This is a genomic window from Hyphomicrobium nitrativorans NL23 (genome assembly GCF_000503895.1).
Classification (GTDB): Bacteria; Pseudomonadota; Alphaproteobacteria; order Rhizobiales; family Hyphomicrobiaceae; genus Hyphomicrobium_C; species Hyphomicrobium_C nitrativorans.
Genome location: NC_022997.1, coordinates 2287158 through 2309734, shown reverse-complemented (window position 1 = coordinate 2309734; position 22577 = coordinate 2287158). Strand labels below are relative to the sequence as shown.

The window sequence follows — 22577 nt, the reverse complement described above, 5'->3', positions numbered from 1 at the left end:
CCGGCGCGTTTGCCAGGATTAACGCTTTCTTTTGGCCGTCATCCGCGATATAAATTCCCTATTTACAGCTTGTTAGTAATTTTGGTGCACGTTTTGGATTAACGTCTTGATAAGGTCGCCCTGAAATGAGTCTCCAAAGCGCGCGTACCTCTCGCCTCCGCCATGTCCGGGCTCTTGCCGGCACGCCCAATCCGGCGCTGGGCGGGACCTTGGAGCCAATCGACCGCGTGCACCTTTCCCGCTACACGCTTGGAAGCCCCGACCTCGAACGGGAAATCCTGGGGCTTTTCGTGGCGCAGCTTCCGCTCAGCATCGAGCAACTGCGCTTTGCCGTGACCGATCGGGAATGGCAGGTCGCCGCCCACACCATCAAGGGCTCGGCGCGCGCGGTGGGCGCAGGGCAGGTGGGCGAACTCGCCCTCGAAGCCGAACAGCTTCCGGCCGTCGAGGATGCGTCCGAACGGGCCCGGATTCTGGCCGCTCTGGAAGAGGCCGCCGAGACCGTTCGCGCCTACGTTGCCGGCGCGTTTGGCCCCGGCGCGTCGCTCGCATAAGCAACTTTCTGAAATCCTGCTTCTTTTCGGCTCCGGTGCGGCACCAACGGGTGTGCCGCCTCTGGCGCTTGAATTCCCCCGCCCCGGGCTTTAATGCTGCCCGCAACTCATTGCGCCCAGCCTGAGTGCCTGCGCCTCCTCTCAGTATTGTCGGCTGAGCGGCGGCTGGATTTTTGGAGCCTGCCGTCCATGGTTAAACTGACCTTCATCCAACCCGATGGCGCGAGCCAGACCGTGGAGGCCGACGCCGGCGCCACCGTGATGGAGGCTGCAAAGCAGAACGACGTGCCCGGTATCGACGCGGAGTGCGGCGGGGCGTGCGCGTGCGCGACGTGCCACGTGTACGTGGATGCGGCGTGGGTGGACAAAGTGGGCACGCCCGATCCCATGGAAGAGGATATGCTCGACTTCGCATTCGACGTGCGCAAGGAAAGCCGGCTGTCCTGCCAGATCAAGATCACCGACGCGCTCGACGGCATCACGTTCCGCGTTCCGGAAAAGCAGTTCTGAAAGAGTGCAGCGCACGTGATCTCACGGCGCGCTTCGAGCTAAGGAGACGCGCCCATGGCGTTGGATCAGCCCGGCCTCAACCCGGAAACCGCAGAGGCGGTCACCGAGACCGACGCGGTGGTGATCGGCGCGGGTCCTGTCGGTCTCTTTTCCGTGTTTCAACTCGGGCTCGTCGACATCAAGACGTGCGTGATCGACATTCTCGACAAGCCAGGCGGGCAGTGCTCCGAGCTCTATCCCGAAAAGCCGATCTACGATATCCCGGCGCTGCCGACCGTCACCGGCCAGGAACTCACCGACCGGCTGATGGAGCAGATCAAGCCGTTCGGGGCGGCGTTCTTGTTCGGCGAGCAGGTCAGCGAGCTTCAGCGCGGAGAAGACGGGCGCTTTCACCTCAAGACGGATGCGGGCCGCGAGATCCGCGCGAAAGTGGTGGTAGTGGCTGCCGGCGGCGGATCGTTCACGCCCAAGCGTCCGCCGCTTGCGGGCATCGAGGCCTTCGAAGGCACATCGGTGTTCTATTCCGTGCGCCGCATGGAGACGTTCCGCGGCAAGGACGTGCTGATCGTCGGCGGCGGCGATTCCGCGCTCGATTGGACGCTCTCGCTCGCACCCATTGCGAAATCGCTTACGCTTCTGCATCGGCGCGACGAGTTCCGTGCGGCCCCGCATTCGGTCGAGAAGATGCGCGCGCTGGTGGCCGACGGCACGGTCCGGCTCATGATCGGGCAGATGACCGCGTTGCACGGCGAGGGTGCGAACCTTTCTGAAGTCACCGTCAAGACAGCGGACGGCGAGGAGCGGATCCCCGTGACGGCGCTGTTGCCGTTCTTCGGTCTCACCATGAAGCTCGGGCCCGTGGCGAGTTGGGGGCTGAACCTCAACGAGAACCTCGTGCTCGTCGACACGGAGAAGTTCGAGACCAGCGAGCCGGGCATCTTCGCCATCGGCGACATCAACTGGTATCCGGGCAAGCTGAAGCTGATCCTCTCGGGCTTCCACGAGGCGGCGCTGATGGCGCAGCAGGCGCACAAGTATGTGCACCCCGACAAGAAGCTGACCTTCCAGTACACGACCTCGTCGACGAACCTGCAGAAGAAGCTCGGCGTGAAATAGCCGCCCGTTGTCATCCCGGCGCGGCGCTCGGTCATGCTGGAAGCATGCCTCCGGGATGACAGACAGGGGGCCGCTACCGCCCGGCGGGCGAACGTTCGTAGACAAGCGCGAGCTTGGCGAACTCGCGCACAGTGAGTCGCTCCGCGCGCAGCTCCGGCGCGATTCCTGCGGCTTCAAGGAGCGCATCGGGGTCCTGCACAAGCGTTTTCAAAGACACGCGCAGCATCTTGCGCCGCTGGCCGAACGCGGCCGCCGTGACACGGCCGAGCGCTTTCACCGAGCACGCGGGCTGAAGCTCCGCACGCGGCGTGAACACGACAACGGCGGACGAGATTTTAGGTGGGGGCGTGAAGGCCGCCGGAGGGAGCGTGAGCGCGATGCGCACGTCCGCCCGCCACTGCGAAATGACGGAGAGGCGGCCGTAAGCCTTGCTGCCCGGCTCCGCGGCGATGCGCTCGGCCACCTCCTTCTGGAACATCAGCACCATGCGGTCCCACCACGGTGGCCACGGTTCGGTTTCGAGCCAGCCGATGAGCAAGGTCGTCGCAGCGCCATAGGGAAGGTTGGCCGCGACGATGGCTTTCTCGCGCGGGTTCGCGATCAGCGCTTGCCAATCCGCTTCGAGCGCATCGCCTTCGTGCACAACGAGGCGGCCTGGATAGCGCGCGGCAACTTCGGCGAGCGCCGGGAGACAGCGGGAATCGCGTTCGACCGCGATCACGCGGCCCGCGCCTTCCATGAGAAGCGCGCGCGTCAGTCCGCCGGGACCCGGGCCGACCTCGACCACGGTGCGTCCGTCGATTGCGCCGCCCGCGCGCGCGATGCGGCGTGTGAGGTTGAGGTCCAGAATAAAATTCTGCCCCAGGCTCTTCTTCGCCGCGAGTTCGTGCTGGCGGATGACATCGCGCAATGGCGGCAGACCGTCGGGGCTCGCGCCCGGACGCGATGCGGCGGCGCCATCGTCGCTCGTCATCGGGCTGCACCATCGCACTGCGCGGCGCTCTCGCGGCGCGTTGCAATGGCGTCCGCGCATTTGAGCGCTTCGATCAGGCTCGTCGCGCGTGCTTGACCTGTAGCGGCGATGGAAAACGCCGTGCCGTGATCGGGCGACGTTCGAACGAACGGCAAGCCGAGCGTCACGTTGACGCCCGTGTCGAACGCGAGCGTCTTGATCGGGATCAGAGCTTGATCGTGATACATGGCAAGGACCGCATCGTACGTCTCTCGTGCGGCTGCATGGAACAGCGTGTCGGCGGGATGCGGTCCGCTAACAGCCAATCCATCACGCCGAAGCGTGGCAATGGCGGGCGCTACGATGCGTTCGTCCTCGTCGCCCATGGTTCCTTGCTCGCCTGCGTGGGGATTGAGGCCCGTGATCGCGATGCGCGGTTCGCGAATCCCGAAATCGATATTGAGAGCGCGATGCAGGATGCGCGCCGTCTCCTCGATCGCCTGTTTCGAGATCGCGGCGGGAACGCGCGCGAGCGGGATGTGGATCGTGAGCGGCACGACGGAGAGTTCGCGCGAGGTGAGCAGCATCACGGGCGTGACATTGCTTGCGCCGAAGCGGGTTTCGGCCAGGGCGCCCAGAAACTCGGTGTGGCCGGGATGCGGAAATCCGTGCGCCTTGAGCACGGCTTTCGAAATTGGGTTGGTGACGACGGCGCGCGCGGCGCCCGTCCGCACCGCTTCGACGGCCGACTCGATCGCGCCAATCACAGCGGGTGCATTCGTGGGGTCCGGGGTGCCGGGCACGACGGAGGCGGGACACGCCACCGGAGACACGGGAAAGCGCGTGGTGAAGATGTCCGCGACAGAACGAAGGTCGTCGGAGACGATCTCGACGGGAAGCCCGCCGAACCCGAGCGCACGGGCACGCGCCGCAAGCGCTTCGGCGTCGCCGAAAAACACGAACGGCGGGAGGGCATGTTCGGCGCGCCGATGCCAAGCCATGAGGGCGATATCGAGGCCGATGCCGGCCGGGTCTCCCATGCTGAGCGCGAGCGGTCGCGCCTGATCCGGTGCATCTGCCCCGGCGGGCGCGCGCGCCGTCATCAGCGGATCTCGATGGCCGCGTCTTGCTGCAGGTCCTTCAGGTGCCTTTGGGCAAGGACGTCGAACTCCTTCTGGCGAAGCTCGTTCTGCGCGGTCTCACGTGTGGATTCGCCACCCGTCCTGCGGCCGCACAGCGCCCACAATTCGATGCCGGCGCTGCCGACGCTCGATGGAAGCAGATCGCCTTCGCCGGCATTGAGCAGGAGCGTGCGCATCGGCTCGGGAATGGTCGCAGGCTTGCGGGTGCCGAGGTCCTCGTACTGCGCGCCGGATGCGGAGGCGGCAAGGGCGGGCATGGATTCGCAGCCCGTGTAGCGCGCCGCGAGCAGGTCCGCTTCCGAAATGCGGCGCGCGATGACCGCCTGATCGACTTGAGCGGGAAGCGGAAGCGTGATGCGGCGGAGCTGCAACTCAAGGTCGGCCTGAGCCATCGGCGTGTTGGCGACGAAGCGATCGACGTCGCGCTCGGTGATGGCAACCATGCTGCCGAAGCGGCGGCGCACGACTTCCCGCCAGGAAATTTCGGCGCGGAAGCGGGCGCGCATCGTCTCGATATCGACGCCCATACCCTTCATATGCTTGCCGAACTGCTCGATGTTCATGTTGTTGCGCTCGGCAATGCCCGCGATGATGCGATTGACGTCTTCATCCTCGGCAACGGCGTTGTGGCGGCGGGCTTCCTGAAGCTTGAGCTTCTCCTCGATCAACTCGTCCTGAGCCGGGCCGCGCGACCTTGAGACCGCGCCCGAGCGCGCTTCGCGCTGGATCTCGGCCATCATGTTGCTCTGCAACTGCTTGATGAACTTCTCCTGCAGCGCGCGCGCCTGCTCCTGGGACTGCACGTTGTTCTTCTTCAGGAAGTCCTGGAATCGCTTGTTCGTGTTCGGATCCTGCACGATGCGCTTCCAGCGCGCTTCGGCTTTGGCCTTCATGTCATCGGCGCTGCGGCCGCCACCCTGAAGCGCGAGAAACGCCGCGCGCTGCTCGATCTCATAGGCAGTGATCGGCTCGTCGTTGACCAGCACGGCAATTCCCTGCGCGCCCTTGGAGCGCGGGGCCCGGCCCGGACCCTGTTGGGGCTCAGCCTGTTCGACATTAGCGGTGAGGGTTCCGGTGCCCTGAGCGTGCGCGCTGGCCGGCGCGACGACCCAAAGGGCGAGCGCAACCCCGGCTCCCGAACGGAGCGCGGTCGACAAAAGGGATGCGGCACGGAATAGGTTGGTCATCTTCGCTGTCTCGCGGCACGCTGCGATGCCTTGACTCGATTTGAGGATAAAGCCCGGACGACACCATCGCAAAGGGTGGAACTTTTATCCACACCAACCGTGGCCATGCCAAGGCGCGGGGAGCGCCGGTCGGGCGAGCGGTTCAGGGTTAACAGTTGTGCCGCTCAGCGCCGAGCGCGCCCGCCGAGGACTGCGCCGCATTTACTGCTGATAGACGGTCGCGTCCTCGCCGCCCATGAAGTCGACGACGTTGGTCTGATAGTTGAAGCCGCCGAGGTGCTTCAACTCGAAGCGCAGCATCACGACCTGATCGGGGCGAATGTCGCGGTCGACGTCTTCGAAGAAGGTCTGGCTGTAGGTGGCGCTCAGCATGAAACATTCGTCGAGGTAGGCGAGGGTGATCGAATCGTACAGACGCTTGCCGCCTTCGAGATCGTAGCGCATCGAGCCCGACAGCGACCAACGATCGGTGAGCCTCAGGGTGCCATAGGCCGAAATGTCCTGCTCGGTAAGGAATGCGTTGGTCAGCCCGACCGTTTCGTCGAGCAGGTTCGTATTCGTGTACGTGTACGACGCGCCCAGAGCGAGTGGACCATAGTTGAAGGTCGCGGCCAGCTCCTGGCGGCGCAACGTGAGGTCGTCCTCGTCGAAGCGAGACTGGGCGATCACGCGGAAGATGTCGGTCGGCGCAAGATAAACGCCGAGCACGTAATCCGAGCTTTTGGTTTCGAGGCCGCTGCGGGTTCCAAACGCCGCCGTGTCCTCGTTGTAGGCGTTCTCGCCCGAGAGGTGGAAGCTCTGGCCGGCGAGCACGCGGGCATACCCCACGGGGCCCTGGAAGGTGTACTGCACGCCAACGTTGGCGCGAGTGCCGGTCTCGAAGCGGTCGTAGCCCGAAAACTTGTTGGTATCGAACAGGTTCGTGTCGTCGAAAACCAAGCTCTTCGCGTCTTCGTTGGGCAGGCCTTCCTGCTTGGCGCTGGCGTTATGCGTGATGATCTGGCCGATCGGCTCGATCACATGCGATGTGCTCCCGACGTTGGCGACCCAGGGGTAAGACACAGTCGCACCACCCGTCGCCAAGCCGCGCAGGAAGGTGTCGTCAAGGCCGGCCAAACCGGGCGCGTTCGGATCTTCGTAGTTGATCTGATAGACGTCGCCGCGCAACTCGCCGAAGGGCGTGTAGGTGATACCGACCGCATCCGTAAACCGGCGGCGCCATTTCACTTCGGTGATTGCACGGTTCATGTCCTGAGAGATCAGGTTGGCTCCTTGCCCGATCCGCACGTCTGAGCGGGAGAGGCTCAGCGCGTGAGATCTCCATGACAACTCGCCGCCAAGCACGGGATCGTGGAAGACGTAGTTGTGGTCGATCACCGGATGAACAAGTGCGTCCGCGGAATCGTCCCTGCGGAGCAGGCTCTCGAAGTGATAGAGCTTGGCGCTAAAGTAGTTCCGATCCGAAATGCCTTCGAGCCAGATGTCGTTGACGCGATCCGTCAGCAGCAGACTGTCGAGCTTGTAGAAGCGGCGGAAGTTGTCGTCGCTTTCGAATGTGGCGTTCCAGCCGTAGCTCCACCAGCTCGAAAGCGAGAAGCGGCCGCGCGTCTCGATGCTGCCCCGCCAGCCGTCGAGATCCGGATTGCCGCTCGGCAGCTTGGTCCAATCCTGGTCGATGGCGGCAAAGGTGATCGAATACTCGCCGTTCGCGAGCTTCTGGCGCCAGTCGCCCTGCCACAGCACGCCCTGGTCGCTCATGTAACGGGGGCGGAACGTGAAATCGTAGTGGGGCGAAAGGGCGAAGTAATACGGCAGCTCGACGAAGATGCCGAGTTCGTCGGAATTGCCGTAGCTCGGCGCCAGGAAGCCGCTCTTGCGCTTCACCGACGGATCGGGGTGCTCGAAGTAGGGCAGATAAGCGATCGTCGTCCCGAGCACTTTGAACTCGGCGTCCTGATAGCGGATCGTGGCAGCCTGCTGGTCGTGAATGATGCGCCGCGCGCCGACGCACCACAGCGGCGGAACGTTGCCGTCGCTCTTACACGCCGTGAAGGTCGCTTCGGAGAATTCGGTGACGTTGCCCTCGCGCCGTTCGCCACGGTCTGCGGTAATGCGGGAATCGTCGCGCGTGACCACCGAAAGCGACTGCACGAAGCCGTCGCGGAAGTCGTCCGTCAGCGTGTAGGCATCGGCGCGAATGACGTTGCCGTTGGCTTCCTTGAGTTCGACGTTGCCGGAGGCGGTGAGCGTGTTGGCGCCCTGGTCGTAGATGACTTGGTCGGCCGTCAAGATATTCTTGTTGTAATAGATTTCGACGTTGCCGCGCGCGATCACGCGGTTGCCCGACGTGTCGTAGATCAGCTCGTCGCCCTGCAGGTAGAGCGGCAGCGTCTCGTCGACCTTCTGGGGCGTGCCGAACATGCCGCCGGGCTGCTGGGGGAATGCGGAGGGGGCTCCGCCGCCCGTGCTCCGGTACTCCTCGCTATAGCCCTGGGCGTGTGCCGAAGGCGAGGTGGCAATGAGCGGAAGCGCTGCGGCCGAGCAGAGGAGGAGGGTCGAGGCAAGCACGCGCAAAGCCCCGCATCCCCTACCAAAGCGGCGAGAATACGTGGGCGAAACCTTCATGCATGTCGGCAGCAGCTCGTGCGCAACACGCATCACTCAGCCGTCCTCCTGGTGCAAGAGCACCGTTACCGAAACCAGAATGACCAGCAGCACAGGAATCCACACCGCCGCCCAGATCGGAGCGAGGCCCGCCGTCCCGATTTGCCTTGATATTTCAGCAAAAAGGAAAAACCCGAAGCCCCCAGCCATTCCGGTGACGACCATAGTCTGGATGCCTCCAGAGCGGAAGGACCGCAACGACACAGTTGCCGCTAAAAAAACCATGGCGACGCACAGCAACGGACGGCTCAGCAGCAGCTCGTATTGAATGCGCAATTGAGCTGATGAAAGCCCCGCTTTTTCAGTGATGTAAATAAGGTCTGGAAGCTCCCAGAACGAAAGCGAGATGACGCTTCCGAAGGCGTCCGCGACACGTTCGGGAGAGAGGTATGTGGACAACAGATACGTCGGGTACGATTCCGGTTGACGGCCGACGCCCGACACCATGGCCTCGTCGAGCACCCAGACGCCTTCTTCGAGGGTGGCGGTGCGCGCATCCACCCGTTCCGCAAACTTCCCGTTCTCGTCGTAGACGAAGGCCGTGACGGACCGGAGTTCTGTCCCATGGCTCTGGACCGACGCCGCGCTCAAGACCGATTGGCCGTCGGGTCCATCCTGGCGCAGCCACGGCCCCGACCCCTTTCCGAGCAGCTGCAACTCGCGGTCGAACGCCTCGGCGTAGAGGTCTTCGGCCCGGTCTCGGGCACCGGCCGCAAGCGGGTTGAAGGCAATCGAACTCAGGACGCCGAGTCCCAGGGCCACCGCGAGCGCCGGCCGCAGGAACTGCCACACGGACATGCCGCCCGCGCGCATGACCGCAAGCTCGCTTTTCCGCGCCAGCATCAGAAGGGCTCCGATGGAGCCGACGAGAATCGCGAACGGCAGCAGCATCTCGGTGTAGGCGGGAAGCCTCAGGAGCGTAATCCAGGCCAGCAGCCAGGCCGGAACGCTGCCGTACTTGCCGGCTTGGCGTAAAAGCTCCACGAAATCAATCATGAAGATCAGGATCGAGCAGAGCCCGAAGACGCCGAAGATCGCCGTCAGGAAGCGCCGTCCGATATAGACCGAAAGCGTGTGTTTGCCGAGCATGGGTCAGCCCCCGTGTCCGGCAGGAGCGGCGTCGGGGCGGCGCAGGCCACGCTCCCTGAGGCGCTGCCAGAGTTCGAGCAGCTTCTCTTGCGCACGCTCCACCAGAACCTGCGTCTTGGAGATCCGCGCGCCCTGCATGATCCGCATCACAGACCACCCGATTGCGGCGAGGGGGATGATGTAGAGCAGGGGCACAGCGCTGGCATTGATGGTCACCAGATTGGTGGCCGCGAGTCCCGACAGGCGCACCCCGACCCCTGACAGGAAACAGATGGCCATGCGCGCATTTCGGCTTTGGCGTGTGCTTTGCGCCTGGCCGACCCCGGCCACCGCCATCAGCACGAACGCCAGCGGATAGAGCACGTTAGATAGGCGTTCATGCAACTCCGAGCGGAAGCGGCCGGGATCGCGTTTGTAATAGGAATTTGCCTCGTCCGGGGCGATCAGGTCGCCCGTGTAGTGCTCTCGGGGGCGGAACTGAACGGTCTGGTCGCGGCGTTCCTCGAAGCTGTCGAGGTCGACGGCGTATTTTTCGAATTCAATGATCTGCGTCGGTTCGGCGACGCCTCCCGAGCGGCGAAGGATGTGCCCATCCATCATGAACAGATAGGCCCCGCCCTCGGAATCGACGAGCAGGCCTCTGTCGGCCAGATAGGATTGAACCTGCTTGTCGTCCCGGGCGTCGTGCATCACGAGGCCGTAGAGCGTGCCGTCCAGGCTGCGCTCCCGGATGTGGACCGTCAGCCCCGGTTCCGGGCTTGAAAATCGCCCCGGCTGGATCACCTGGCTCAAGAGGTTGGTGCGAACCTCGATCACCTTGGTGCGGAGCTGCTGCAGGCTCCACGGCATGGCCAGATGGTTGACGAACGCGAGAAAGCCCATGACCAGAAGCGCGAGGCCGATCATCGGCTTGACGACGGTCCAGATGGTGGCGCCGGAGGCCGTCAACACAATGATTTCGCTGTCGCTGTTGAGGCGGTTCAACGCGTGAATGGCGGTGATCAGAAGCGCGAACGGGGTGATGACGGCGATGAAACCCGGCAATCCGAGCGTGGTCATCTGGATCAGGGTCAGCGCGCTCTGACCCTTGCTCGTCACGACGTTCAGCTCGCGGAGCGCGAGCGAGATCCACACGATTCCCGTGAGCGACAGGAGCACGATAAGGAGCGCACCCGACGTCTGACGAAAGATATATCGCGAGATGATCGTCATCAGCCGCCGATACCGCTCAAGCTCCGGGCTCGGCAACGCCTTTCGCGCCTGCCGGCTGCGCGAGGCGACGTCATACGCCTCGCGGCCGGAGCGCCGCGCCACCTTCCAAGCCCTGTGTTCCCCCGCTCGGGTCGTAAATCGACCCTGTGCCGTCCTTCCACGCCACAATGGCGGAAATTCGGCTCTGCACCAAGCCGATAGCACGGGAGCTTCAGCCCCGCGCGCTTTGCGTCCGGCCAGGGGATATTAAGGCTCCCGGCCGAGATTTCAGCCCACGGCTGCTTGCACTTCGCGGGCGAGCGTCTAATTTCCACAGCGAAGATCGAAAAGTATTCCCGCCTTCGCGCTGGCCGACAGCCTTTTCCGTGCCCCCCAAGGGTCCGTGCCTAAAGGGGACGAGCTGTCCGCTCCAGACGCCTCTGTCTCGTGCGCCCCGTGTTCGACACGCGCGGGCCGCCATAGTCTTACCCGCCCGAGGAGCACCACCGAACGATGACCGCCCCGCTTGAAATCAACTTCGCCCGTCTGGACGCGGCGCCCGCATCCGCCCTTGCCGTTCTCGCCGCGCAGGAGCTTGCCCTGTCGCCGGCCGTGCAGGCCCTCAACACGAAGGCCCAGGGTCTGGTGCTCAAAGCCGCCGAGGCGGCCAGCTTCAAGGGTAAGCACAAGACCTCTATCGAAATCCTCGCCCCGCAGAAGCTCGACTGTCAGCGGCTGGTCCTCATCGGTGCCGGAAACGCGAGCGAGCATTCCGAGAGCGATTGGGCGGCGCTTGGCGGCTACACGCTGGGCCAGATCGCGGCACGAAAGGCGACGGAGGCGAGCCTGGTGGCCGAGGTTGCGGGCGCGGGCGTGAAGCCCGACGTGCTGGCGGCCAACCTCGCGTTCGGCGCGGCACTCCGCCACTACACGTTCAAGAAGTACAAGAAGAAGGCCGAGGCCAACGGAAACGGCGAGGGCGCAAACGGGAACGGCGGCGACAAGAAAGCGGGCGGGGATACGCTTGAGAAGCTCGTCATCCATTGCGCGGACCCGGACAAGGCCCGCGCCGCATTCGAGGGCAAGCGGGCGGTTGCCGACGGCATTCATTTCGCGCGCGATCTCGTCAACGAGCCGGCGAACGTGCTGGGCCCCGTGGAGTTTGCAGATCGCGTGAAGGAGCTTGAGAGCATTGGACTCGAGGTCGAGATCCTCGACGACGCGACGCTGCGCGAGCTTGGCATGAACACGCTGCTCTCCGTCGCGCAGGGAAGCGCGCGTCCCGCCCGCGTCGCCATCATGCAATGGAACGGCGCCAAGTCGAAGCGCGCCAAGCCGCTCGCCTTCATCGGCAAGGGCGTCGTGTTCGACACCGGCGGCATCTCGATCAAGCCGTCGGCCGGCATGGAGGACATGAAGGGCGACATGGGCGGCGCGGCCGCCGTCGTCGGCCTCATGGTCGCCCTTGCCAAGCGCAAGGCGGCGGTGCACGCCGTCGGCCTGATCGGCATCGTCGAGAACATGCCGTCAGGCACGGCGACGCGCCCGGGCGACATCGTCGTGTCGCTGTCGGGCCAGACGGTCGAGAACCTCAACACCGACGCCGAGGGCCGCCTCGTGCTCGCTGACGTGCTCTGGTACGCGCAGGAGCGCTTCAAGCCGCGCTTCGTGATCGATCTCGCCACGCTGACGGGCGCCATCATGGTCGCGCTCGGCAAGGATTTCGCCGGCCTCTTCGCCAATGACGACAAGCTCGCCGACCAGCTCATCGCCGCATCCAAGGCCACCGGCGAGAAGGTCTGGCGGATGCCGCTCGACAAGTCCTACGACAAGCTGATCGACAGCCGCAACGCGGACGTGAAGAACATCGGCGGACGCTGGGGCGGCGCGTGTACGGCAGCGGCCTTCATCGGACGCTTCATCAAGAAGGATATGCCCTGGGCGCATCTCGACATCGCGGGCACGGCCATGGACGCGCCGAAGAGCGAGATCAGCACGAGCTGGGCGTCGGGCTGGGGCGTGCAGTTGCTCGACCGGCTGGTGGCCGACAACTTCGAGAAGACCGAGAAGGCGTAACATCGTGCCGAGCCGCGGCAATGACGAGGCCGCGGCTCGCGCTTCGCTTAGAGCAGACCATTGGTTTTAAATTGTTAAGATCTAATATTTTCCATAATGTATATTATGCGAACGATGGGGTGTTCGGGAAATTAGTGTGGTCGGCTTTGGGCTCGGCTTGGACACGGGCCATCGCAGACGCTCGGCCATCGACGTGACGGCGGGTTTACGGCAGCCGCTCTTCCGCGGCCCGCACGACGGCGGCAATCACGGTCGCGTAAACCGACGCGACGAAGCCCGTCAGGACGTTCACGCTCACGACGATAGCGGCGACCCGCGCCCACTCCCGCGACATCGCCTGGCTGAGCAGCATCACGACGAAATCGTCGAACGCTTGCTTGATCTGAAAGAACAGCTCGCTCACCTGGCTGATGGACGGGCGCTCGGGCAGCTCCCACACCAGCCGCCATCCGATCTCGCTCACGCTCGGGGATGTCATGAGGCCGAGCCCGACGAGCGCCGTGATGCCGGCGGAGAATGCGAGGCCCAGCGGTGCGCTGAGCCTGAAAAAACCCCAGCGCCACGGCTCGGCGCGAAACGAGACCGAAAGCCCTCTGAGGATGCTGGCGCCTGCATACGTCACGATGGCGAACACCACCGCGACCCAGAACAGGCGGTCGCTGTCCGTGCCGGCAAACGTGAAGAGCGCAGCGAGCCCCGCCAGGACGCCTTTCATCAGCGCTTCGACACCGCCCACCAGCGGCACGAGGATAAGGCGCGGGGGGCGCGCGCCCTCGAAGTAGAATGGCAGTTCGTGCCTGAGCCGCAAGATTTCCAGCCTGAGCCCCAGGATTACCACGAGGCCTGCCGTGCCGGCTGCGAACAGAAACGGGTGCGTGTAGCCGAGGTAAGCGATGCCGAGCACGGCCGCGACTTCGGCCGCCATGATCAGTCCGTTGAGGAAAACGCGTACGACGATCATGGTCCCTCCCCTTCGGACGCGCGTCTCGCCGCGGCATCCCCCTGGCCGCCCGCTCGTCGGTATCGAGGTTTAACGCGCCGCGCCGGGGGCACACAATGGGATGCGCCCGCATTTTCCGCGCGCCGCTCATCCGTCTGGAGTCGCGGGCGGAAGCATGTCATGACGCCCCGTCCGCCATCGCCTGGATACCGCTTCGCATGACACCGTCGAAAGACATCGCCCGCCTCATCGAGATCATGGCCGCGCTGCGCACGCCCGGAACGGGTTGCCCGTGGGATCTAGAACAGACGTTCGCGACGATTGCGCCCTACACCATCGAGGAAGCCTACGAGGTGGCGGACGCGATCGCGCGCGAGGATCTCGTCGATCTGCGCGACGAGCTTGGCGATCTCCTGCTGCAGGTCGCCTATCACGCGCGGCTCGCGGAAGAGCAAGGCGCGTTCGCGTTCGGGGATGTGGTGGAGGCGATCACATCCAAGATGATCCGCCGCCATCCGCACGTGTTCGGCGACGAGAACGGACGTTCCATTGGCATGGCCGAGGGCTTCTGGGCACGCATTAAGGCGGAAGAGAAAGCCGCGAAAGAGGCCGCGCGCGGCGGCGAAGCGGAGGCCGGCGGCGGCCTTCTCGCGGATGTCCCGGTGGGGCTGCCCGCCCTCACGCGCGCCATCAAGTTGCAGGACAAAGCGGCGAAGGTTGGGTTCGACTGGCCGTCGCTCGCGCCGGTCTTCGACAAGCTTCGCGAGGAGATCGGCGAATTAGCCGAGGTCGCCCTTCCCGCCGATCCGCGCAGCTCGGATCCGGATCTGAGCGCGGACACGCAGGCGAAGGTCGAAGAAGAATTCGGAGATCTTCTGTTCGTCATGGCCAACGTGGCGCGCCATCTCAAACTCGATCCGGAAGCGGCGCTGCGCGGCGCCAACGGCAAGTTCATGCGCCGCTTTGCGCATATCGAGCAGCGGCTGGCAGAAGACGGGCGCACACCCGAGGGCTCGACGCTCGCGGAGATGGACGCGCTCTGGGACGAAGCGAAAGCGCGCGAGCGGGAGTGAACCGTTCGACGCGCCCGGCGGAGCGATCTTCAGCTTCCGGCCCGCACGATGAAATCCGCCACCCGCTCGCGGCGCACGCCGAGGCCGAGAATGCGCGCGGGAATTCGCTGGAGGATCGGGAAGCTCTGCATGAGGCGCACAGCGAGCGGCGGCTTCGGAGCCTCGCGCGTGCGCAACGTCGGCGCCACGATACGGTTCTGCATGACGAGCTGAAGCCTTTGCGTCACCCGCGTCGGGAGTTCGCGGCGCTGCTGCACGGCGCGGAGATCATCGAGCGTGACCGTGCGTGCGGTCAGCGGGCGCGCGAGCCGGTTGGCCGCGGCGACGGCATCCTGCACCGCGAGATTTACGCCGACACCGCCGATCGGGCTCATGGCGTGGGCAGCGTCGCCGATGGCGAGGAAGCCCGGCCGATACCACTGCTTGAGCCGATCCACCCGCACCGTGAGCAGGTTCACGTCGTCCCAGGTGCGGATGGCGTTCATGCGTTCGGCTTCGAACGGAGACGCGGCGGCAATCGCGCTGCGGAAGGCTTCGAGCCCACCTGCTTTCAAACTTTCGAATTCGCCTTTCGGGATCACGTACGCGCACTGCCAGTAGTCACCGCGGTAGAGCAGCACCAGCAGCGTGCCCGCGCCGAAGCGGCCCATCGTGTCCTCGCTGTCGGACGGCCTGTGAGGCAGGCGAAACCAGAGCGCATCCATGGGCGCGCCGGCGTCGATGCTTTCGAGCCCGGCGTCTTCCCGTAAGCGCGACCCTCGCCCATCGGCTCCGATGACGAGATCGGCACGGATCTCGCCCTCCGTCCCTCCGGGGCCTTTCGTGCGGACTCCGACAACCGTGCCGTCCTTCTCGATGAGGCCGGTCGCCTGTGTTTCCATGAACAGGCGAAAGCCCGGATAACGCGCGCCCTCCTCCGCGAGAAAATTGAGAAAATCCCATTGCGGCATCAGCGCGATGTATGTCTCGCGCACGGGGAGGTGCGAGAAATCCGCGATATTCACCTTTTCGTCGCCGAACTGCGCGGAGAGGCGCGGCACCTTTTGATGAGGCAGCGTGAGAAAGCGGTCGAGCAGGCCGATCTGGTCCATGATGTCGAGCGTGGAGGGGTGGACGGTATCGCCGCGAAAATCGCGGAGAAAATCGGCGTGCTTTTCCAGAATGACGACATCGACGCCCGCCCGCGCCAACAGGTATCCCGTCATCAGGCCAGCCGGCCCGCCGCCCACCACGCAGCATCGTGTCTCATATATCGCCATACCTCGGCCTCCTCCGGAGGACAGGCGGACGAGAGACGCGCCGCCGTGCCTTATACGTTTGGCGTGAGGCCCGCGCGCCCGAGAGCGTTCAGCAAGCGCTGTTTCTTTTCCGATGCAATACGCACGCGCACGTCGAGCGTTCCGTCGTCCTGCGTCTCACGTGCGATCACCTCGGCGTTTTCGTGCAGCCACGCCACCAGCCGGCCTTCGCTCGCCGGAACCCTGACGCTCACGATCTCGTCGGCCGCGCCGAGGCGAGCGTCGATGCGCGCCAGCAGGCGGTCGAGGCCGTCGCCGCTCGCAGCCGAAATCAAAACAGGCTTGTGGGACCGGAATCGGGCAGCGGCCTGCGCTTCCTCCCGCGTAACCGGCGAGAGCAGATCGACCTTGTTCCAGACTTCGAGGATCGGGCCCGAAGCGGCATCCGTCTCGACGCCGAGATCGCGCAGGACGTGCTCGACATCCACCGCTTGCGCGTCCGTCTCGCTATGGGCGATGTCGCGCACATGGAGCACGAGATCGGCTCCTATCACCTCTTCGAGCGTGGCGCGGAAGGCGGCCACGAGTTGTGTCGGCAGGTCGGAGATGAAACCCACGGTGTCCGACAGAATGATGCGCCGGCCGGAGCCGAGGCGCACTTCCCGCATGGTGGGATCGAGGGTGGCGAATACCTGATCCATGGCCATGACGCCCGCCTGCGTCAGGCGATTGAAGAGCGTCGATTTGCCGGCGTTGGTATAGCCCACGATGGCGACGACCGGATACGGCACCTTCCGCCGGCCCTTGCGATGCAGCTCGCGCGTGCGCACCACGCCTTCGAGTTCGCGGCGGATGGCGATGATCCGCTCGTCGAGCATCCGCCGGTCGAGCTCGATCTGCGCTTCGCCCGGGCCGCCAAGGAAGCCGCGTCCGCCGCGCTGGCGTTCGAGATGGGTCCAGGCGCGCACGAGGCGGCCCTTCTGATACGAGAGGTGGGCGAGTTCGACCTGAAGGCGTCCTTCGCGCGTGCGGGCGCGGCGGCCGAAGATTTCGAGAATGAGGCCCGTGCGGTCGAGCACCTTGGCATTCCACGCGCGTTCGAGATTGCGCTGCTGGACGGGGCTGATGGTGTGATCGACGATGACGAGGCCGACGTCCTCGTCTTTGACGAGGTCTGCGATCTCCTCGACCTTGCCCGAGCCGAACAGCGTTGCCGGACGCGGCTGGGGCACGGAGACGAGACGCGCTTCGGCGACGTCGAGGTCGATCGCTTCCGCGAGGCCCGTCGATTCCGCGAGCCGGTCTTCCGGCGAATGCAGCGAGACGCGCTGCGCGCTGCGGGGCGCATCCTCGCTCGCCGCGCGGGCACGCGTCAGCACCGGCACGAGCACCAGCGCGCGCATCGCCTCGTCGTCAGCGGATCTCTGCTTCTTCGCGTCTTCGCGGGCCGGGTTCTTGCCCGGCTTCGTGCTGTGGTCGTCTATCGGACGCCTACCCTTACTGTCCGTCGGACTCCGCTTCCATCAAATGAACCGGCGCACCCGGCATGATGGTCGAGATCGCATGCTTATAAACCAGCTGCGAATGCCCGTCTCTGCGAAGGAGTACGCAAAAATTATCGAACCAGGTCACAATGCCTTGAAGCTTGACCCCGTTGACGAGAAAAATCGTGAGGGGCGTTTTGCTTTTGCGGACGTGATTGAGGAAGGTGTCCTGGAGGTTCTGAGCGCGATCTGCGGCCATAGGTCGTTGCCTCTTTTTTAGCCTCTTCCTGGACTTTGTACTTGGGCGACGGTCACAGGCGCCGTCGTAATCGAAAAGCCGCCGCGAACGTGCCGGGCAATCCGCGATTTAGGAGCAGCTAACATAGCTGGATGACGAGACAATAGGCGCGCGATCCCGCGCCGACAACTGCAAGAATGACCAAGATCCGTACTCAGCGACAAAGTTCGGCAACCTGGTGAAAGTTTGAGCGCAACCGCCGCGTCAAATCTCCAGGATGTCCGTCGCCGATGGCAACTCCATTGATCCGTACGACCGGCATCACGAGACCGAAAGCCGACGTGACGAACGCCTCGCGTGCGGCGATTGCTTCTTCTACCCGAAACGGCCGTTCAATTAGCGGGATTTTTTCCCGACTCAATAAGTCCAGAAGCGTTCTGCGCGTCACGCCAGGCAGCAGTTCGTGGCCGAGCGCGCGCGTGATCAGCGTGCCGTCGCGATCGACAATCCACGCGTTGCTCGACGCGCCTTCCGTCACGAAGCCGTCACGATCGACGAACCACGCCTCTTGAGCCCCGGCCTTTCCGGCGTCTTCCTTGGCGAGGACGGCCGGCAGCAGCATGACGGTCTTAATGTCGCACCTCGCCCAGCGGGTATCCGGCATGGTGGCGACGGCGATGCCCGCGCTCGCCCTCGCCTCTCGCACCGCGCCGTCGAGGCTGCGGGCGAGACAGATGACCGTGGGCGAAACGCCGGATCGCGGAAACGGGAAGTCGCGGGGCGCGGCGCCGCGCGTGATCTGGAGATAGACGAGACCCGTCTTCACGCGGTTGCGGCGGACCGTTTCGGAGAGAACGATCGAGAGCGCGGCACGCGACATGGGCTGGCGGATGCCAAGCTCCGCGAGCGAGCGTTCGAGGCGCTCCATGTGGCGCGTGCGGTCGACCAGCGCGCCGGCCCTTACCTCGCACACCTCGTAGATCGCGTCAGCGAACTGAAGGCCGCGATCCTCGACGTGGACGCCCGCTTGCGCATAGGGCAGATAGCGCCCGTTGACGTACACGACCCGCGTCATGCCTTCCCCCGCACTCGTCTTTGCACTCGTCTTTGAGCTTTGGGCCGATCAGCCGATCTTGAGTTCGCTGCCGCGCTGATCCGACGAGACGCCGAGCGCGCGCAACTTGCGGTGAAGCGCCGAGCGCTCCATGCCCACGAACTCGGCCGTGCGCGAGATGTTGCCGCCGAAGCGGTTGATCTGCGCCAGGAGATACTCGCGCTCGAAGATCTCACGCGCTTCGCGCAGCGGCAGGCTCATAAGGTGCTCCGCGCCGCCGTTGACGGGCAGCGGCACGTTCGAGCCGATCTCGTCGGGCAGCATGTCGGCGGTGATGACGGTCGAAGGATCGCCGCCGGCGAGGATCATCAGCCGCTCGATGTTGTTGCGAAGCTCACGGACGTTGCCAGGCCAGTCGTGGGCCTGAAGCACGGCAATGGCGTCTTCGCCGATGCGGCGCGGCGCGAGACCGGACGCGTGCGCGAGTTGGCTCACAAAATACTGGATGAGATCGGGAATGTCCTCGCGGCGCTCGGGCAGGCCCGGCACGCGCAGCGGCACGACGTTGAGCCGGTGATAGAGATCCTCGCGGAAGCGGCCCTCGCTCATGTCGCGTTCGAGATCGCGGCTCGTCGACGACACGATACGGACATCCACCGATACTTTCTGCGCGCCGCCGATGCGCTGGAACTTCTGCTCGACGAGGACGCGCAGCACCTTGCCCTGCGTCTCGATCGGCATGTCGGCCACTTCGTCGATGTAGAGCGTGCCGCCGTGCGCTTCTTCGAGGGCGCCGACCTTGCGCGGGCCGCCCGAGCGATCCTCTGTGCCGAACAATTCTTCCTCGACGCGGTCGGGCGCCATGGAGGCGGCGTTGAGCACGATGAAGGGCCCGTCCGCGCGGTGCGATTTCTGATGCAGCAGGCGCGCGGCCAGCTCCTTGCCCGCCCCCGACGCGCCACGGATCAGGATGCGGCTGTTGGTGGGCGCGAGACGGTCGATGGCGCCTTTGAGCTGATTGATGGCGGGCGACTTGCCGATCATCTCGGCGGAGACGGTCGAACGCTCCTTGAGTTCGCGCACCTCGCGCTTGAGGGACGAGGCTTCGAGCGCGCGCAGCGTGACGAGTACGAGCCGGTCGGCCTTGAACGGCTTTTCGATGTAGTCGTACGCGCCGCGCTTGATCGCGGTGACGGCGGTCTCGACGTTGCCGTGGCCGGAAATGATCACGACAGGCAGCTCGGGATAGGTCCGCTTGATGACGGAGAGCACTTCGAGGCCGTCGAGGCGGCTGCCCTGCAGCCAGATGTCGAGAATGACGAGTTGCGGGCGGCGCTCCTCGATGATGCGCAGCGCCTCGTCGCTGTCGCGGGCCAGCCGCGTGCGATGCCCCTCGTCCTCCAGGATGCCCGATACGAGCTCCCGAATGTCGGCTTCGTCATCGACGATCAGGATGTCTGCAGCCATCTCTCAAACTCCTCAAGGATCCGTCGTACGTTTTGCAATCGATATATCGTGTCAGATGTCGCCGCTCGCCGCGCGTTTCGGCACGCCGCTCGCGTCTCCCGATCTTGCCACATCGGTCAGGATCGAAAGCGGCAGCGAAAGCGTGACGCAGGCCCCCGTGGGTCGGCCGGGCGCAGGCTCCGCGTCTTCGAAGATCAGCGTGCCGTCATGCTGGTCGATGATCTTTTGAACAATGGCAAGGCCCAATCCCGTGCCCTTGTGTCCCTTCGTCGTGACGTAGGGTTCGAGCAGGCGGGCGCGGTTATGCTTCGGCAATCCCGGGCCGTTATCGGTCACGGAAATTGCGATGCGCTCGGCGTCGCGGCGAAGCTCCACCTCGACGCGTCCTTCGCGCCCAGGTTCCGTTTCGGCCGCGCTCTCCACCGCCTCCGTCGCGTTCTTGACGAGATTGGTCAGCGCTTGCGTCAGGAGACGGCGGTCGAACGAACCATGCAGCGGCGTGTCCGGCATCTTGAGCGTATAGATGACGCTGCCATGGCTTTCGCGGAACAGGATCACGGGATCCTGCACGGCGTCGCGCAGATCACCGTGCTCCATGACGGGCTTCGGAATGCGCGCGAACGACGCGAACTCGTCCACCATCGTCTTGATGTCGCCCGCCTGCCGCTCGATCGTCGCGGTGAGCTTGTCGAACGTCTCGCGGTCCTCGGTGATGACGCGGCCATATTTGCGGCGGATGCGTTCGGCCGAGAGGATAATCGGCGTCAGCGGGTTCTTGATCTCATGCGCGATGCGGCGCGCGACATCGGCCCAGGCGGACGTGCGCTGCGCGGACACGAGCTCGGTGATGTCGTCGAACGTGACAACCGATCCGACCTCGCCCGGCCCTTCCTTCTCGCGCGTCACGCGGACTGCGAAAATACGCTCTTCCTCGCCGATGGTGACGGCGACCTCTTGCACGCCGCGCGATTTCGCGCCCGGTTCCTCGCGCCGTTCGAGGGCGGGAGCCAGCATCGGCAGCACGTCGATCAGCTTTTTGTTGACGAGTTCGGCTTCGGTGGTTGCCAGAAGCTGCTCGGCGGCACGGCTGACGAGCGTGATGCGGTCGTGGCTGTCGAGACCGATGACACCTGCCGACACGCCCGACAGCACGGCTTCCATGAAGCGGCGGCGGTCGAGCAATTGCTCGTTGGCGGTGACGAGCGCGTCGCGCTGGCTCTTGATTTCGCGCGTCATGGTGTTGAACGTGTTGGAGAGGCGCCGGAGATCGCCCTCTCCGCGCCGCTCGGGCAGTTCCACCGCGAGATTGCCCTGAGAGACCTGCTGGGCGGCCGCGATCAGGCGGCGGATCGGCGCGACGAAGCGGCCCGCAAACCAGAGCCCCACCCAGATGGCCGCCAAGAGCGCGGTCATGGAAATCATCGTGTAGATCAGCGCGTGCGCGAGCCTCAGTCCGCCGCGCGCGCGTCTGAGTTGATTGTACTCGTCGACCGTCTCCGCCGTTTCCGTGAGATGCCCCATGACCTTGGGGCTCAGCGTGCGCGTCACGTAGAGGAAGCGGTCGTCGTAGCGATTGAGCTTGGCGATGGCGGCGACCTGGGCGGTGCCTGTCGGCGTAAACATCGCAACCTGGCCGGTGTCGGCCTGCCGCAAATAGAAAATGGGCACCGGCGCGAGCGGCATGGCGTCGTTTTCGAGCGCTTTGACGACGGGATTGCCCTCGCCGTCGAGCACGTAGGCGGTCGGAAGGTCGCGCAGCGCGGCCTGGGCCATCACGTGCTGACGGAACGCTTCCGTATCGCCGGGGATGTTGTCGGCGGAGGCATCGATGTCGCGCACCATGTTCACGAGGTCGGTACGGATAAGTTGCCTGTGCTCATCGACATAAGCCTGCGCGACTTCCATCGAGTTGTCGACGATCGCCCGCGTGCGGGTGGAGAACCAGCCATCGAGCGAGCGGGAGAACGTCGTCGTCGCCGCCGCCGCGAGCACCACCGCCGGAAGCGCCGCGATGATCGAGAACAGCAGCACGATGCGGACATGCAGCCGCGCGCCCGCGAGCTTCGCGCGCCACGCCCGCCACATGCCGTAGCCCTGCCACGCGATGACGACGATCATCGCGGCGATGAGCAGGAGGTTCAGCAACAGCGCGCCGACGACGATCTCGTCGCGCGGGGCGATGGGCGTGAGGCCGGTCAGGATCAGGTACGTCGCCAGCGCCGCGATAATCGAGAGGATGACGATGACGAGGCCGGTCCAGAAGGCGCGGTCCGTCAGGTCGAGAGGCGATGCCGCGGTGCCCGTCCACGCCGCTTTCTCAGGTGAGCCAGTTCCGGCCATGTGTCTTCTGTCCTTGACCCAAGAAATCCGACCGCCGCCGTCCGAGTATCCGCACGCATGTCACTCTCCGAGCACGGATTTCGTGAGCGGCGCGGTTTCTTCGCAACGTCGAGGGGCGCCATGGATCGGCGCACGCTGTTCAGGGGTAATTGAGACACCCTAACTGTGACATTCTTGCGACGCAACGGTGCGGCATAGCCATCCACTGTGCAGTGTTGCCACGTGGGAATTGCGCGAATGTAACGCCGTTTCCACACCGAAC

At 64.8% G+C, this 22577-nt stretch carries 18 protein-coding genes; 5 read left to right on the top strand and 13 right to left on the bottom strand.

The window, feature by feature from the left end; all coding sequences use genetic code 11:
* Positions 1 to 125: 125 nt before the first annotated feature.
* The 3 genes from W911_RS10755 (at position 126) to W911_RS10745 (ending at position 2180) form a co-directional block, all read left to right on the top strand.
* Positions 126 to 554 carry an Hpt domain-containing protein gene (locus tag W911_RS10755; RefSeq protein WP_023787569.1) on the top strand — a complete coding sequence of 143 codons (429 nt, stop codon included), beginning with the start codon at positions 126 to 128 and terminating at the stop codon, positions 552 to 554.
* A gap of 189 nt (positions 555 to 743) precedes the next feature.
* The gene (locus W911_RS10750; protein WP_023787568.1) at positions 744 to 1064 is read left to right on the top strand and encodes a 2Fe-2S iron-sulfur cluster-binding protein; all 321 of its coding nucleotides are present in this window, start codon (positions 744 to 746) and stop codon (positions 1062 to 1064) included.
* Positions 1065 to 1118: 54 nt separating this feature from the next.
* Positions 1119 to 2180 carry an NAD(P)/FAD-dependent oxidoreductase gene (locus tag W911_RS10745; protein WP_023787567.1) on the top strand — a complete coding sequence of 354 codons (1062 nt, stop codon included), beginning with the start codon at positions 1119 to 1121 and terminating at the stop codon, positions 2178 to 2180.
* A 73-nt stretch (positions 2181 to 2253) separates the two neighbouring features.
* Here the strand turns inward: W911_RS10745 and rsmA are convergent, their stop codons facing one another.
* From rsmA to lptF, 6 genes are all read right to left on the bottom strand, one after another.
* Positions 2254 to 3153, bottom strand: a complete 900-nt coding sequence (gene rsmA / locus W911_RS10740) for a 16S rRNA (adenine(1518)-N(6)/adenine(1519)-N(6))-dimethyltransferase RsmA (protein WP_023787566.1) — start codon at positions 3151 to 3153, stop codon at positions 2254 to 2256.
* Entirely contained in the window at positions 3150 to 4235 is a 1086-nt protein-coding gene (gene pdxA, locus W911_RS10735; protein ID WP_023787565.1) for a 4-hydroxythreonine-4-phosphate dehydrogenase PdxA, read from the bottom strand. The genes rsmA and pdxA overlap by 4 nt, the downstream gene beginning before the upstream one ends.
* Positions 4235 to 5461, bottom strand: a complete 1227-nt coding sequence (locus W911_RS10730; RefSeq protein ID WP_023787564.1) for a peptidylprolyl isomerase family protein — start codon at positions 5459 to 5461, stop codon at positions 4235 to 4237. The genes pdxA and W911_RS10730 overlap by 1 nt, the downstream gene beginning before the upstream one ends.
* Before the next feature lie 201 nt (positions 5462 to 5662).
* Positions 5663 to 8029, bottom strand: a complete 2367-nt coding sequence (locus tag W911_RS10725; RefSeq protein WP_244438495.1) for an LPS-assembly protein LptD — start codon at positions 8027 to 8029, stop codon at positions 5663 to 5665.
* A gap of 93 nt (positions 8030 to 8122) precedes the next feature.
* Positions 8123 to 9214 carry an LPS export ABC transporter permease LptG gene (lptG, locus tag W911_RS10720; protein WP_023787562.1) on the bottom strand — a complete coding sequence of 364 codons (1092 nt, stop codon included), beginning with the start codon at positions 9212 to 9214 and terminating at the stop codon, positions 8123 to 8125.
* A 3-nt stretch (positions 9215 to 9217) separates the two neighbouring features.
* A complete protein-coding gene (gene lptF / locus W911_RS10715; RefSeq protein ID WP_023787561.1) occupies positions 9218 to 10528 on the bottom strand; it encodes an LPS export ABC transporter permease LptF in 1311 nt (436 codons plus the stop codon).
* Between the two features lie 390 nt (positions 10529 to 10918).
* Here lptF and W911_RS10710 point away from each other — a divergent pair, with 390 nt between their 5' ends.
* Positions 10919 to 12481: a leucyl aminopeptidase gene (locus tag W911_RS10710; protein WP_023787560.1), complete on the top strand. Its 1563-nt coding sequence runs from the start codon at positions 10919 to 10921 to the stop codon at positions 12479 to 12481.
* Between the two features lie 205 nt (positions 12482 to 12686).
* On the opposite strand, the gene W911_RS10705 is transcribed toward W911_RS10710, so the two are convergent.
* Positions 12687 to 13442, bottom strand: a complete 756-nt coding sequence (locus W911_RS10705) for a hypothetical protein (protein WP_023787559.1) — start codon at positions 13440 to 13442, stop codon at positions 12687 to 12689.
* 197 nt (positions 13443 to 13639) lie between these two features.
* Here W911_RS10705 and mazG point away from each other — a divergent pair, with 197 nt between their 5' ends.
* Positions 13640 to 14494: a nucleoside triphosphate pyrophosphohydrolase gene (gene mazG, locus W911_RS10700; RefSeq protein ID WP_041318413.1), complete on the top strand. Its 855-nt coding sequence runs from the start codon at positions 13640 to 13642 to the stop codon at positions 14492 to 14494.
* Positions 14495 to 14523: 29 nt separating this feature from the next.
* Here the strand turns inward: mazG and W911_RS10695 are convergent, their stop codons facing one another.
* The 6 genes from W911_RS10695 to W911_RS10670 all read right to left on the bottom strand — a co-directional run bounded on the left by W911_RS10695 (position 14524) and on the right by W911_RS10670 (position 22315).
* The gene (locus tag W911_RS10695) at positions 14524 to 15753 is read right to left on the bottom strand and encodes an FAD-dependent oxidoreductase (RefSeq protein WP_023787557.1); all 1230 of its coding nucleotides are present in this window, start codon (positions 15751 to 15753) and stop codon (positions 14524 to 14526) included.
* Positions 15754 to 15803: 50 nt separating this feature from the next.
* Positions 15804 to 17135 (bottom strand): GTPase HflX, encoded by a 1332-nt coding sequence (hflX, locus tag W911_RS10690; RefSeq protein WP_023787556.1) that lies wholly within the window; start codon positions 17133 to 17135, stop codon positions 15804 to 15806.
* 94 nt (positions 17136 to 17229) lie between these two features.
* Positions 17230 to 17475, bottom strand: coding sequence for an RNA chaperone Hfq (gene hfq, locus W911_RS10685; protein ID WP_023787555.1), 246 nt, complete (start codon positions 17473 to 17475; stop codon positions 17230 to 17232).
* A gap of 193 nt (positions 17476 to 17668) precedes the next feature.
* A complete protein-coding gene (locus W911_RS10680; protein ID WP_023787554.1) occupies positions 17669 to 18529 on the bottom strand; it encodes a D-amino-acid transaminase in 861 nt (286 codons plus the stop codon).
* 48 nt (positions 18530 to 18577) lie between these two features.
* Positions 18578 to 19975, bottom strand: coding sequence for a nitrogen assimilation response regulator NtrX (ntrX, locus tag W911_RS10675; RefSeq protein ID WP_023787553.1), 1398 nt, complete (start codon positions 19973 to 19975; stop codon positions 18578 to 18580).
* A gap of 51 nt (positions 19976 to 20026) precedes the next feature.
* Positions 20027 to 22315 (bottom strand): sensor histidine kinase NtrY-like, encoded by a 2289-nt coding sequence (locus tag W911_RS10670; RefSeq protein WP_023787552.1) that lies wholly within the window; start codon positions 22313 to 22315, stop codon positions 20027 to 20029.
* Positions 22316 to 22577 lie beyond the last annotated feature (262 nt).